Source organism: Edaphobacter dinghuensis, from assembly GCF_014640335.1.
Lineage (GTDB): Bacteria > Acidobacteriota > Terriglobia > Terriglobales > Acidobacteriaceae > Edaphobacter > Edaphobacter dinghuensis.
Genome location: NZ_BMGT01000003.1, coordinates 522,309 through 535,329 on the forward strand (window position 1 = coordinate 522,309; position 13,021 = coordinate 535,329).

Consider the following 13,021-nt stretch of genomic DNA (forward strand, 5'->3'; position numbering starts at 1 on the left):
GTGTGGGGGGCTAATGTGGGCCACCCGCCACCCAAGGTTGTGAAGGTCTAAATGTGGGCCACCCGCCAGTTTGTGGCTGCGAGAATGCCCAATCTTCATTGGACTGTACGGCACAGTCATGCTGCGGTATGAGCTATGCATCAAATTCGGCACGGATGAATGCGAGTATTCCAATAAGGGGTGTGACAAAGCCGTACATCATCATCCCCCAACCTTCTGACATCAAGCTTCCGAAACTGAATGGATCTGGATGAGCGTATCCGCCTAAAAAATGGTTGCCAATCCACGCAGATAAGTAGTGGAGTGAGACGCCGCTAAATAACCCTGACAAAAAGGCTCGGATATGGCGTCCGCTAGGTATAGTTTTCGCGACTAGATTTGTGGCGAACGAGGTCGCAAGAATACTAAGAATTGCTATTAGTCGTAAAAACCAAGCACCTGCAATTGTGAGATGGCTAAATTCACGCCAGCCATTATCGTAAAAAAAGCGTGTCCCTATCGAGATCAACACAGCGTAGAGTACCCAGCTAATCAAACTGCGATTCGACGCGAGCCTCTTTGACTGGATGTGATTGGCCATCTACCTGCCGAAGCGTTGTTTTTGTTGCATCTGGCTCATCATTCTTTGCTGGGCTTTGATGCCGCCGCCTGAGCCCATGGTTTTGAACATCTTTCGCATCTGGCCGTATTGGCGAAGGAGATTGTTGACGTCCTGCACGGTGGTGCCGGAGCCTGCGGCGATGCGCTTGCGGCGGCTGCCGTTGATCAGCTCGTGGTTCTGGCGCTCCTTGTTCGTCATCGAGTTGATGATGGACTCGACCCGGGTGAACTGGCCTTCGTCCACGTTTTCGACCGCCTGAGACATGCCCGCGAAGGGGCCGACCGAGGGGAGCATCTTGAGGATGGACTTCATGCTGCCCATCTTTTTGATCTGACGGAGCTGCTCGCGGAAGTCGTCGAGCGAAAAGCCGTCGCCGGAGAGAGCCTTTTTGGCGAACTGCTCGGCCTTGCCGCGGTCGAGGCGCTCTTCGGCGCGTTCGAGCAGGGTGGCGATGTCGCCGTGACCCATGATGCGGCTGACGATGCGGTCGGGGTGGAAGGGCTCGAAGGCGTCGGGCTTTTCGCCGGTGCCGAGGAACTTGATGGGTGCTCCCGTGACGTGGCGGATGGAGAGGGCAGCGCCGCCGCGGGCGTCACCGTCCATCTTGGTGAGGACGGCTCCGGTGATGGTGAGGTGGTCGTTGAAGGCCTTGGCGGAGTTGACGGCGTCCTGTCCGGTCATGGCGTCGGCGACGAAGAGGATCTCGCTGGGGTTGAGCAGTTTCTTGAGCGCGGCCATCTCGTCCATCAGCTCGGAGTCGATGTGGTTGCGGCCTGCGGTGTCGACGATGAGGATGTCGCAGCCGTAGTTGGCGGCTTCGCGCTTGGCTTCTTTGGCGAGGCGGAGGACGTCTTCGGTACCGGGGTTGGCGTCGGTGACTTTGCCCTCGTAGATCTGCGAGGAGGTGGAGCGGGCGACGATGGCGAGCTGCTCGCGCGCGGCGGGGCGGTAGACGTCGACCGAGACGAGCATGGGCCGGTGTCCGGCTTTTTTGAGCCACTGGGAGAGCTTGCCGGAGGTCGTCGTTTTGCCTGAACCTTGTAGCCCGGCCATGAGGATGACCGACGGTGGCTGCGAGGACTTCTGGAAGCGGGCGGTGTCCTTGCCGAGAACGTTGACGAGCTCATCGTGGACGATCTTGACGATCTGTTCGGAGGGCGAGAGGGCGGTGGCGACTTGTTCGCCGAGGGCGCGGGTGCGGATGTGCTCGATGAGTTCGGTGACGACCTCGAGGTTGACGTCGGACTCGAGCAGGGCGAGGCGTATCTCGCGCAGGGCGTCGGAGACGTTCTCTTCGGTGATGGTGCCCTGGCCGCGGAGGTTCTTAAAGGAGCGCTGAAGTTTGTCGCTTAGGTTTTCAAACATGACTGGTTTGAGTTTATCAGTGGCGGGTTGGATTAAATGCAGGTGATTTTTAGGGGTTTGCGGGCGCGGTGGTGAATCTTCTGAGGGGTGGGGCATCCAATGAAAGCAGGCAATTTTTATCTGAGGTGTTTGGCATGCAATACAAGCTATTGGGCAATACAGGTTTGCAGGTTTCGACGATCTGTCTGGGAACGATGACGTTTGGACCGGGTGAGGGAATCTGGGGAAAGATCGGCGGATCGGGGCAGCAGGAGGCCGATGAGCTGATCAAGGCTTCGGTGGATGCGGGAGTGAACTTCATCGATACGGCGGATGTCTATTCGGCGGGACACTCGGAGCTGACGGTGGGACGGTCGCTGAAGAACCTGGGGATTGCAAGGAAAGACCTTGTGGTTGCGACCAAGGCGTTTGGCCGGACGGGGCCGGGCAGGAACGATGTGGGGGCTTCGCGCGGGCACATTATGGATGCGGTGGACGCGAGCTTGAAGCGGCTGCAGACGGAGTATATCGACCTCTACCAGATTCATGGGACGGATACGGTGACTCCGATTGAAGAGACGCTGCGTGCTTTGAATACGCTGGTGGAGTCGGGGAAGGTGCGGTATATCGGGCTGTCGAACTGGCATGCGTGGCGGATTATGAAGGCGCTGGGGATCTCGGAGCTGAAGAACCTGGCGAAGTTCGATACTCTGCAGGCTTACTACTCGATTGCCGGACGCGATCTGGAGCGGGAGATTGTGCCGCTGCTGGAGGACCAGAAGATGGGGCTGTTGGTGTGGAGTCCGCTGGCGGGTGGGCTGCTGTCGGGCAAGTTCAGCCGCGAGAACCAGAAGCCGGAGGGATCGAGGCGGTCGGAGTTCGACTTCCCGGTGGTGGACAAAGAGCGCACATGGAAGATTGTCGACGTCATGAGGCCGATTGCGGAGGCGCATGGAGCTTCGGTTGCCACGGTTGCGTTGGCATATGTGCTGGCCAAGCCGTTTGTGACGTCGGTGATTATTGGGGCGAAGCGGATGGAGCAGCTAAAGGACAATCTGGCTGCAGTCGATCTGAAGCTGAGCGCCGATGAGATGAAGACGCTGGATGAGGTGAGCGCTCTGCCGCCGGAGTATCCGGGGTGGATGGTTCCGTTCCAGACTTCAGACCGGTTGGAGAATATTCCGCGCTGGTAAAGGGGCTTTATTGATTGAGATGCTGGCTCGGGCGACCACCCAGGCCAGCATTGTTTTGCACGGTCGAAGATTGGCAAGTAGCGGACTTGGTGCGTAGCCAGATGGGTACATTCGCAGAGTTGAGGATGTAGCGAGGCGCGTGGCGCGGGATAATCAACTTCTATGCGAGCAGTGGAGCAGGTTGCGGGGAACGCGCAGACGGTGCGGGAGTTTGTTGCGTATCTGCGTGTCGAAAAAGGGCTGCGACCGGCGAGTTGTGAGGCATATCAGGTCGATCTGGAGCAGTTTGCAGAGCATATAGAGGGACGGAACAGTGTGCTGGTGTCGGCGGTGCAGGCCGATGTGAGCGGGTTTATGGAAGGGCTGCGCGGGCATGGGGTGGAGTCGCGGTCGATTGCGCGGAAGCTGAGTGCGCTGCGGGGGTTCTATCGCTGGCTGCTGATGGATAAGCGGATCGACCATGATCCGACCGTCAATGTGGAGACTCCTTCGAGTTGGAAGGTGCTGCCGAAGTCGCTTGCCGAGGGTGAAGTGGGTGAGATGCTGGAGCGTACGGGAGTGGCTGCGAGGGCGGCGGATGCGGATGGGCTGGCGCTGCGCGACCATGCGATTCTGGAGCTGCTTTATGCGGGTGGGTTGAGGGTGGGAGAGATCTGCTCTATGGGCGTGGAGGATCTGCATCTCGATCAGGCTCGGGCGCAGGTCAGAGGCAAGGGCGATAAGGAACGGATTGTTCCGCTGGGGCGAAGCGCGGTGGAGGCGCTGGAGCGTTATCTGTCGATGGGACGGCCGGGGTTGGTGCGGCGTGGGGCTTTGTCGCGGGCGTTATTTCTTAGTGTGCGTGGGAAGCCGTTGACGCGGCAGTGGGTTTGGGAGATGGTGCGGAGTGCTTCGGGGACGGGGACGAAGGCGAGTCCGCATATGCTGCGGCATAGCTGTGCGACGCATATGGTGGAGCATGGTGCGGACTTGAGGAGCGTGCAGACGCTGCTGGGGCATGCGGATATTGCGACCACTCAGGTTTATACGCATGTGGCGCTGGGGCATTTGAAGGCGGTGCATCGGGCGCATCATCCGCGGGGGAAGCGGCGTGAGGCGGCGGCGCAATGAGCGAGATTGCGGCACTGGCCGAGGGATTTCTGGCGATGCTCGCGAATGAGCGCGGGGCGTCGGAGCATACGGTGCGAGCTTATGCGCGGGAGGTTCGTGGGTTTGCGGCTTATTTGAATGAGACGCTGGGCAAGGATGCGCGAATCGATGCGGTGGAGCATCTGCATATCCGGGCGTATCTTGGCGTGTTGTACGAGCGTGGGCTGACGAAGGCGAGTGCAGCGCGGGCGCTGGCGGCGATTCGGAGCTGGTTTAAGTGGCTGGCGAAGGAAGGGAAGGTCGCGCAGAATCCGGCGCTGCTGGTGAGTACGCCGAAGCGTCCGCTGCATCTGCCTCGCGTGCCGAGCATGGAAGAGGTGAATCGCGTGCTCGATTCGTTGGAGAAGCCGGCCAAGCGAGATGAGGCTGAGGCGGCGGCGTGGCCGGAGCGTGATCGTGTGATCTTTGAGTTGTTGTATGGCTGCGGGATTCGCAACTCGGAGTTAGTGGGTTTGAATATGGGCAGCGTGAAATGGCGCGACGATGCCGTTCTGGTTCGTGGCAAGGGAAAGAAGGAGCGGCTGGTTCCGTTGGGAGATGAGGCTGCGGCGGCGCTGCGGATTTATCTGCCGCTGCGTGAGGCGAAGCTGAAGGCGGCGGGCAAGGGTGGGCTGGTGCATGATGGGCCGCTGCTAACCAATCTGCGGATGCGCGGCGATTGCCGGTTGACGACGCGGAGCGTGGGGCGGATTGTGAAGGCGATTGCCTTGAGCCGAGGGTTGGCGGCGGATGTGCATCCGCATACGCTGCGCCATGCCTTTGGGACGCACATGCTCGAAGAGGGGGCGGACCTGCGGGCGATTCAGGAGATGTTGGGGCACGAACGGCTGTCGACTACGCAGCGGTACACGCAGTTGACGGTGGGGCAGGTGCAGCGCGTGTATGACGAGACGCATCCGCGTGCGAAGTAGGAGCTAACGGTTGGGCTCTCCGGGTTCGAGCCAGACGTGAGTGGGTTGGTTGCGATCGACGGTGAGTGCGCCGTTATTCCAGTGAAGCTCGGCGATCTGAATGACAGTGCGTGAGCCGGAGTGCGGTAACGAAGGATCGTCGTCCGGGCCTCCTTGATGAGTGAAGTAGAAGATGTAGGCGCGCTGGCCGCTGAGGATGATGTCGGCGTGGTGGCCAATGGTGCGGTCGGTGGGAATAGTGCCGGGTATGCCGAGGATATTTTCGGGTTGGCGTTGCCAGTTGGTTGCGTCGGTGGAGTGGTAGACGCCGAGGCCGTGCCAGGCATCGACGATCATCCAGTACTCATCGTGCCAGCGGAAGACGATGGGGCCTTCGCTGGAGCGGTCGGTGATGGCGGCACCGCGGGGAGTCCATGTGTTGAGGTCGGTGCTGTCGGCGAAGTGGATGTGGCTGTGGTCGCGCTCGTCTTTGTACCAGAGACGCCATGTGCCGTTGGGGAGATGGAAGACGCAGGGATCGATGACGCGGTCGGAGGCGAGATCGAGCTTTGAGAGAAACTTCCAGTGTTCGAGATCGTGGCTGGTGAGATGGATGATGTAGCGCGGAGCGTCCCAGGTGTGGAAGGTGCCGGGCACGATGGTGAGGAACATGTGGTAAGTGCCGTCAACATTAATGATGGCGGGTGCCCACTGGGTGTAGTCGGGTTGGCCGTAGGGGATGTTGGCGATGCCGCGATACTTCCATGTCGCGCCGTGGTCGCTGGAGGTGGCGATGCCGATGCGAGTCTGATGCAGCCAGGCTACGTCTTTCGGATCGGCTGGGGTTTGATCGGCGCGGCGGTTGGTGTAGAACATCCACCATTGTTTTTTTGATTGGTTCCAGATAACGGTGGGATCGGCTGCGCCGTCGTGGACTGGATCGCGGAAGAGAGGCTTGGGAGCGATCTTTCCTTGCGGTGTCTGCGCGTGGAGGGCGAAGGGGCAAACGAAGGCGAACAGAATTGCGGACGCAAGAATTTGGCGGCAGAATTTGGCGCGAGTGAGCATGAGAGCCAACTTTAGCATTGCGTAGCTATTTAGTAGAGAGGGACAGTGTGGTCGATGGCGCGGGACCAGTGGTCGATGCCTCCGGCGAGGGACTGCGCGTTATCGAAGCCCTGGTTGCGCAGCCACATGGTGACAGAGAGCGAGCGCACGCCGTGATGGCAGAGGACGACGATGTGGGCGTCGGGGTCGAGCTCCTGATGCGCGCGCGAGGTGACTTCGCCCATCGGCATAAGCAGGCTGTCGGGCAGGCTTGCGGTTTGGAACTCCCATGGCTCGCGCACGTCGAGCAGGATGGGTGGGTTGGGTTGCTGGCGCTGCTGGATAAAGTCTTCGGCGGTGATCTCGGGTTCTAGCATGACTTCTATTATCAGGGATTCAGGATGGAGCAGATGTGGAGGAACGAAGAACAGGCAACAGCAACGGCAAATACGGGGGTTCTTCGCTTCGCTCAGAATGACGACGTTTTTTTGATGGCTTCGAGCTTCTACGGCTGCTCAAGGTTTCAATGCGTGAAGAGTGCGACGGCTATGGTGGCGAGTGCTAACGCTGGAGGCATGATGATGCAGCCAGCTTTTAGGAACTTCCATGCGCTTACGTTCTGGCCTTCTTTGCGAATGGCGATGAGCCAGAGGATGGTAGCCAGCGAGCCGGTAACGGAGAGGTTGGGGCCGAGGTCGATGCCGATGAGGATGACGTTTCGGAGTGCTCCGGTGATGTGGGTGGCTTGAATGCTGGCTGCGGCGATGAGGCCGAGCGGAAGATTGTTGATGAGGTTGGTGCCGATGCCTGTGCCGAAGGCGGCTGCCATCGATGCTGCGATGGGGGGCAGGTGTTGCAGATTTTCGAGCGCTGTCTGCGAGAGGTGAAGTGCCCCGGCGGTGTTGATGGCTTCGACCATGATGAAGAGGCCTGCGACTAGGGGGAGAACGCTCCATGAGATCTCGGAGAGGATGGCTGCGGGGCGGGTTCGTTCGCGGATGGAGATAACTGCGGCGATGAGGATTGCCGAGATGCAGGTGGGGAGGCCGAGGTCTTTGCCCATTGCAGAAGCTGTGAGAAGAACAGCGGCGACGATGGCTATGCCGATTAAGGTTAGCTTGCCTGCTTCGGAGAGGTGCAGTGTCTCTGCTGGGACTTCGATGGAGCCGGTGAGGTCTTTGCGGCAGTACCAGCGGAGTGTGAGGTAGGTGGCTACGATGGAAAAGATGGAGGCGATGAGGAAGATGCGCAGCCATTGGGCCAGCGGCGGCATGCCGGTGTGGAAGACGACGAGGTTGGCGGGGTTCGAGATGGGGAGGACGAAGCTGGCGGCGTTGGCGATGAAGGCGCAGATGAAGAGGTAAGGAAGCGGCTCTACTTTTGACTTGCGTGTGGCGGCGAGGACGGCGGGAGTGAGGACGACGGCGGTGGCGTCGTTGGAGAGAAAGATGGTAACGAAGGTTCCGACGATATAGATGAGGGTGAAGAGGCGAGTGCGCGAGCCTCGGGCGTGTTGGATGGCGATGGTGGCGAGCCAGTTGAAGACGCCGTGCATGTGGGCGAGTTGGGCGAGCAGCATCATGCCGGTGAGGAAGAGGTAGACGTCGCTGCCTTCGGAGATGGCGTGGATGGCGAGGTGCAGGGGAATCAGGCGGAAGACTACGAGGGCCGCTGCGCCGATGCCGATCCACCAGGCTTCGGGGAGGTCGCGGGGGCGGATCAGCATCAGCGCGATGCTGAGGGCGGAGATGATCCAGATGGCGATGTGAGCTGGGGACAAAACGTACCTCAGTGGCTAAAGCCCCACTTTATATCGCGCAGTGATGGCACGGCTGAAGCCGTGCCCTTAAGCAAAACTGCGCGTAGTCAGGCTGGGCTGTTCAAATCGAGATGGTGTCAATCGAGATGTTGCTACTTTGTTGAAAGTTTCTGTATCGATCCGTTCAGGCGATGGCTGTATTGACGAGGTGTTGGGCTTCGGTTTGGATCTTCTTTAAGTGAGCTTCGCCTTTGAAAGATTCGGCGTAGATCTTGTAGACATCTTCGGTGCCGGAGGGGCGGGCGGCGAACCAGCCGTTTTCCGTTGTGACTTTGAGGCCGCCGATGGGAGCGTGGTTGCCGGGAGCTTCTGTGAGGATGGCGGTGATGGGCTCTCCGGCGAGTTCTTTGGCGGTGACCTGCGAGGGGGAGAGCTTGCCCAGCTTGGCTTTTTGTTCTTTGGTGGCTGCGGCGTCGATGCGCTGGTAGGTTGGGTCGCCGTACTTCTGCGTGAGTTCGCGGTAGAGCTCGCCGGGATCTTTGCCAGTGACGGCGGTCATCTCGGCAGAGAGCAGGCCGGGGATGAGGCCGTCTTTGTCGGTGGTCCAGACCTTGGCGTTGCGGCGCAGGAAGGTGGCTCCGGCGGACTCTTCGCCTACGAAGCCGAGGGTCCCGTCGATGAGGCCGTCGACGAACCATTTGAAGCCTACGGGGACTTCGAGCATGGGGCGGTTGAGGCCCTTGGCTACGCGGTCGATGATGCTGGACGAGACGAGGGTTTTGCCGATGCCGACTTTTTCCGACCACTCGGGCCGGTGGGTGAAGAGGTACTGGATCGAGACGGCGAGGTAGTGGTTGGGGTTGAGCAGACCGGTGGTGCGGGTGACGATGCCGTGGCGGTCGTGGTCGGTGTCGGCGGCGAAGGCTACGTCGTACTTTGATTTGTTGGCGATCATGCTGGCCATGGCGTAGGGGCTGGAGCAGTCCATGCGAATGCGGCCGTCCCAGTCGCAGGTCATGAAGCGAAAGGTGGGATCGACATTGAGATTAAGAATTTCGATGGGGAGTTTGTACTGCTCGGCGATGCGTGGCCAGTAGTGGACACCGGCTCCGCCGAGCGGATCGACGGCGAGCTTGAGAGTGCTGCCGCGGAGGACTTCGAAGTCGATGACGTTGCCGAGATCATTGACATAGGCGGTGATGTAATCGTGGCGGTAGGTCTTGTCTGCGCCGAGTGCGCGGAAATAAGAGATGCGCTTTACGTCTTTGAGTCCATCGGCGATGAGTTCGTTGGCACGGTTCTCGATCCACTTGGTGGCGGTGGTGTCGGCGGGGCCGCCCGAGGGTGGGTTGTATTTGAAGCCGCCGTCCTCGGGAGGATTGTGCGACGGTGTGATGACAATGCCGTCGGCGCGGTGCAGCTTGGGGTTCTGGTTGTAGGTGAGGATGGCGTGGGAGAGGACTGGTGTGGGAGTGTAGCCGAGGTGCTCGTCGATCATGACCTCAATGTCGTTGGCGGCGAGGACTTCGAGCGCGGTGGTGAAGGCGGGCTCGGAGAGGGCGTGGGTGTCTTTGGCGAGGAAGAGTGGCCCGAGGGTGTGCTGCGAGGCGCGGTACTCAACGATGGCCTGGGTGATGGCTGCGATGTGGTCGTCGTTGAAAGATGCGCTGAAGGAGCTGCCCCGATGGCCGGAGGTCCCGAAGGCGACGCGCTGCGCGGGGACAGCGGGATCGGGATGGAGCGAATAATAGGCGGTAATCAGGTGGGGAAGATTGACCAGCGATGCAGGGAGGGGAAGCTGACCGGGCTGATTGGCTGGGGCTGTGTGCATGCGTTCGATGTCCTCGCTGTAAATGGTGCCGACACTTGAACTATATGAGATGCAGCTTCGAGAAGGAAATTTGCGGTGAGACACAATGACACGGAAGTCGTATGCGTGGATGCTTGTGTTTCGGTTTGAGTTGACCTAAAACGGTGGTGCTCCCTGGTTTCTGTTAAAAACACACTACTAATTGCATGGGCAGTCCATGTCCAGCGCAACGTGCATCGCTGAGCTCCGAACGTTGGAAGGTTGGCAGGCCGGTCCTTTGTTTGCACGGCGAAGGACCGCTCCCTGCTGAGGGTTTTGATGGGTGTTGCAAGGAAAGCTCTGCTTTGGCTTGGATTGGCGATTTGGCTCTTTGCTGCGGGGCCGGTGTGGGCGGTCGAGGCAACTTTGGTGGCGGATGCGCATGTGAACAGCGCTCTGCCCGGAGTCAACAGCGGTGCAATCTCAAACCTGAACGTGGGTGCCGGGTATACAGCGTTGCTGCAGTTTGACCTGGGAGTGCTGCCTGCGGGGACAACTGCGGGGCAAGTTTCACGGGCGATGCTTCGACTGTATTGCAATCGGGTGGATGCGGCCGGACAGGTGAGCGTGCATCCCGTGAATGGAGCGTGGGGCGAATATAGCGTGACCTATGCGACGCTGCCCGCGCTGGGGAGTGCGGCGCAGGCGGTTCAGGTGGATGCAGCGGGAGCCTATGTGACGGTGGACGTGACATCGTTGGTGCAGGGGTGGATTACTGCTCCGGCGACGAACAATGGCCTGGCATTGACTGCGGATATTGCGGGAGTGCAGTTCGACAGCAAGGAAAACGACCTGACGGGTCATGCGGCAGTGCTGGATGTGACGTTGGCTACCGCCGGTCCTGCTGGTCCTGTTGGTCCGACCGGCCCAGCAGGGCCGATTGGGTTGACCGGATCGACGGGCGCGACTGGAGCCGCGGGTGCAGCAGGAGCCCAAGGTCTAGCGGGGCCTGCCGGCGCTAAGGGAGACACGGGAGCGATGGGGCCAGTCGGTCCAGCGGGTGCTACCGGGGCGCAGGGACCTCAAGGGTTACAAGGACTGCAAGGGCCTCAGGGACTTCAAGGTATCCCTGGTCCTGCCGGTGCGCCTGGGCCAACTGGAGCAGCGGGAGCAACTGGGCCAGCCGGACCTTCGGGACCGGCTGGAATGGCGTTTCGCGGAGCCTACTCATCGACTGTGAACTATGCGGTGAATGATGCTGTGAGCTATCAGGGAGCCAGCTATATCTCGATAGCTGCGGCAAATCACGGAAATACTCCGGGGACGAACCCGGCGTACTGGAGTGTGCTGGCGGTGCAGGGTGCGGCGGGGGCGCAAGGGCCAGTGGGTGCGACCGGAGCAACGGGACCGCAAGGTGCTTCCGGACCGCAGGGGGTGCCCGGACCAGCGGGTGTGGCTGGCTCAGTTGGGATGAACTATCGAGGGAACTGGGGATTGGGGGTGACCTATCAGGTCAGCGATGCAGCGTCGTTCGATGGCAGTACATATCTGGCGCTGGTGAGCAACGCGGGGATGGAGCCGGACCTGTATCCCGCGGCGTGGGCAGTGCTGGCGCAGAAGGGAAGTGTGGGGGCGACCGGTCCGCAGGGTGTGGCAGCGACGGTAAGTGTCGGGACAGTGACTACCGGTGCAGCAGGTTCGATGGCAAGTGTGACCAATAGCGGGACGGCGACGGCAGCGGTCTTGAATTTCACCATTCCACAGGGTGCGGCGGGAACGAATGGAACAGGCGGAGGAACGGGCAGTGTCTCGGGAGCTTTGTCCGGCTCGATGTATCACTCGGTCTCGTTCAACAACATCTACTATTCCGTGAACAACACGAACGCGAGTGGAAACGAGGATGCTTCGGTACTGACATGGGTTCCAGCGGGCTGTACGGCCACATCACTGAACGTGTACTCGCAGCAGTCGAATGCAATTACTGTGATGCTGCGGCAGGGAACGCCGGGAAGTATGGCGGACACGTCGCTAAGCTGTAAGGCGTCTTCGAGCGGCTCCTGTTCGGTGACCGGAAGCGTCGCAGTGGCGGCGGGAAACTTCGTGGACTTTGAAGTAAGCAACGCGAACGGAGTACCGGCAGCTGTATGGATGGCCGTAGCCTGCAATTAATGCGGTAACGGTTTATCGGCGATCTTCTGTTCCACAATTCGCTTAAAAGAATGACATTATTTGTGCACATGAAGTAAATTCGTCTCTATAGGAGAGGTTGCTTTTGTGTCAATGTTGCGTGTTGGATTTTTTCTGCAAAGACACGGGATTATTATGCTGAAAATAAATGGCTTAAATACCTGGTTCTTTTAGGGGGAGTCGCGTTTTCTGATACTATTCCGTGGCCCTGATATTTTATAAGCAGAAGATTTATTATTCCAATCTAGATACACACTCCGAAAAGAGGAGAGTGGTGGACCATGTTTGATCTTGCAGGAAGATGCGCGGTCGTTGTCGGAGGGACCTCGGGGATTGGGAGGGCCATCGCACTGGGGCTGGCCTCAGCAGGTGCTGATGTTGTTGCCTCATCGCGATCGGCGGAATCGGTGGATTCCATGGCAGAGACGTTAGAGGCATCGGGACGAAAGACGCTGCGAGTTCTGTCCGATGTCACAGACCGTCGATCGCTGCAGGCGCTGCACGACACGGTGAAGTCGCATTTTGGGCGCATCGATATCCTGGTCAACTCGGCGGGCGTCACGAAGCGGATACCGACGCTTGATTGTCCGGAGACATTGTGGCAAAGCATCATGAACGTCAATTTGAACGGCACGCTGCGCGCCTGTCAGATCTTTGGTGCGTCGATGCTGGAACAAGGATATGGCCGCATTATCAACATTGCTTCGCTCTCAACCTTTGTTGCTTTTCGCGACGTCGCCGCTTATGGGGCGAGCAAGGCCGCAGTTGGCGCGCTGACTCGCTCGCTTGCGGTGGAGTGGGCTGAGCGAGGAGTTTGCGTGAATGCGATTGCACCGGGAATCTTCCCCACTGAGTTAAATCGTGCGTTGCTCGATTCGCCGCGTGGCCATGAGCTTTTGTTGCGAACGCCGATGCGCCGCTTCGGCCGTGTTGATGAGGTTGCGGGAACCGCAGTCTTTCTTGCATCGGATGAAGCCGCCTATACGACCGGAGAGATTCTTTCTGTCGATGGCGGCTATTTTGCCAGCGGGGTGAATCAATAGATTCTATGGCGAAACCTAC

General features: G+C 59.6%; 10 protein-coding genes. 5 read left to right on the forward strand and 5 right to left on the reverse strand.

What is annotated here, in order from left to right:
* Positions 1 to 580: 580 nt before the first annotated feature.
* Positions 581 to 1,966: a signal recognition particle protein gene (gene ffh / locus IEW09_RS14175; RefSeq protein WP_188554854.1), complete on the reverse strand. Its 1,386-nt coding sequence runs from the start codon at positions 1,964 to 1,966 to the stop codon at positions 581 to 583.
* Between the two features lie 134 nt (positions 1,967 to 2,100).
* Here ffh and IEW09_RS14180 point away from each other — a divergent pair, with 134 nt between their 5' ends.
* From IEW09_RS14180 to IEW09_RS14190, 3 genes are all read left to right on the forward strand, one after another.
* Positions 2,101 to 3,138 (forward strand): aldo/keto reductase, encoded by a 1,038-nt coding sequence (locus tag IEW09_RS14180; protein WP_188554855.1) that lies wholly within the window; start codon positions 2,101 to 2,103, stop codon positions 3,136 to 3,138.
* Between the two features lie 162 nt (positions 3,139 to 3,300).
* Positions 3,301 to 4,248, forward strand: a complete 948-nt coding sequence (locus IEW09_RS14185) for a site-specific tyrosine recombinase (RefSeq protein WP_188554856.1) — start codon at positions 3,301 to 3,303, stop codon at positions 4,246 to 4,248.
* Complete coding sequence (locus IEW09_RS14190) at positions 4,245 to 5,198, forward strand: tyrosine-type recombinase/integrase (RefSeq protein WP_188554857.1); 954 nt, start codon at positions 4,245 to 4,247, stop codon at positions 5,196 to 5,198. The genes IEW09_RS14185 and IEW09_RS14190 overlap by 4 nt, the downstream gene beginning before the upstream one ends.
* 3 nt (positions 5,199 to 5,201) lie before the next feature.
* Here the strand turns inward: IEW09_RS14190 and IEW09_RS14195 are convergent, their stop codons facing one another.
* The 4 genes from IEW09_RS14195 to pgm form a co-directional block, all read right to left on the reverse strand.
* Positions 5,202 to 6,263 carry a glycoside hydrolase family protein gene (locus IEW09_RS14195; protein ID WP_229739323.1) on the reverse strand — a complete coding sequence of 354 codons (1,062 nt, stop codon included), beginning with the start codon at positions 6,261 to 6,263 and terminating at the stop codon, positions 5,202 to 5,204.
* 11 nt (positions 6,264 to 6,274) lie between these two features.
* The gene (locus IEW09_RS14200) at positions 6,275 to 6,601 is read right to left on the reverse strand and encodes a rhodanese-like domain-containing protein (protein WP_188554858.1); all 327 of its coding nucleotides are present in this window, start codon (positions 6,599 to 6,601) and stop codon (positions 6,275 to 6,277) included.
* A gap of 146 nt (positions 6,602 to 6,747) precedes the next feature.
* Positions 6,748 to 8,004, reverse strand: a complete 1,257-nt coding sequence (locus tag IEW09_RS14205; RefSeq protein ID WP_229739324.1) for an arsenic transporter — start codon at positions 8,002 to 8,004, stop codon at positions 6,748 to 6,750.
* Between the two features lie 163 nt (positions 8,005 to 8,167).
* Complete coding sequence (gene pgm / locus IEW09_RS14210) at positions 8,168 to 9,814, reverse strand: phosphoglucomutase (alpha-D-glucose-1,6-bisphosphate-dependent) (RefSeq protein WP_188554859.1); 1,647 nt, start codon at positions 9,812 to 9,814, stop codon at positions 8,168 to 8,170.
* A gap of 333 nt (positions 9,815 to 10,147) precedes the next feature.
* Here pgm and IEW09_RS14215 point away from each other — a divergent pair, with 333 nt between their 5' ends.
* Together IEW09_RS14215 and IEW09_RS14220 are read left to right on the forward strand one after the other, a co-directional pair.
* Positions 10,148 to 11,941: a DNRLRE domain-containing protein gene (locus tag IEW09_RS14215; RefSeq protein ID WP_188554860.1), complete on the forward strand. Its 1,794-nt coding sequence runs from the start codon at positions 10,148 to 10,150 to the stop codon at positions 11,939 to 11,941.
* A gap of 299 nt (positions 11,942 to 12,240) precedes the next feature.
* On the forward strand, positions 12,241 to 13,002 hold the full coding sequence (locus IEW09_RS14220; RefSeq protein ID WP_188554861.1) for an SDR family NAD(P)-dependent oxidoreductase: 762 nt from the start codon (positions 12,241 to 12,243) through the stop codon (positions 13,000 to 13,002).
* The last annotated feature ends 19 nt before the right edge of the window (positions 13,003 to 13,021 follow it).

Bases quoted from the DNA above. Each gene is read 5' to 3' on its own strand.
- ffh (WP_188554854.1), bottom strand. From the start codon at position 1,966: ATGTTTGAAAACCTAAGCGACAAACTTCAGCGCTCCTTTAAGAACCTC.
- IEW09_RS14180 (WP_188554855.1), top strand. From the start codon at position 2,101: ATGCAATACAAGCTATTGGGCAATACAGGTTTGCAGGTTTCGACGATC.
- IEW09_RS14185 (WP_188554856.1), top strand. From the start codon at position 3,301: ATGCGAGCAGTGGAGCAGGTTGCGGGGAACGCGCAGACGGTGCGGGAG.
- IEW09_RS14190 (WP_188554857.1), top strand. From the start codon at position 4,245: ATGAGCGAGATTGCGGCACTGGCCGAGGGATTTCTGGCGATGCTCGCG.
- IEW09_RS14195 (WP_229739323.1), bottom strand. From the start codon at position 6,263: ATGCTAAAGTTGGCTCTCATGCTCACTCGCGCCAAATTCTGCCGCCAA.
- IEW09_RS14200 (WP_188554858.1), bottom strand. From the start codon at position 6,601: ATGCTAGAACCCGAGATCACCGCCGAAGACTTTATCCAGCAGCGCCAG.
- pgm (WP_188554859.1), bottom strand. From the start codon at position 9,814: ATGCACACAGCCCCAGCCAATCAGCCCGGTCAGCTTCCCCTCCCTGCA.
- IEW09_RS14220 (WP_188554861.1), top strand. From the start codon at position 12,241: ATGTTTGATCTTGCAGGAAGATGCGCGGTCGTTGTCGGAGGGACCTCG.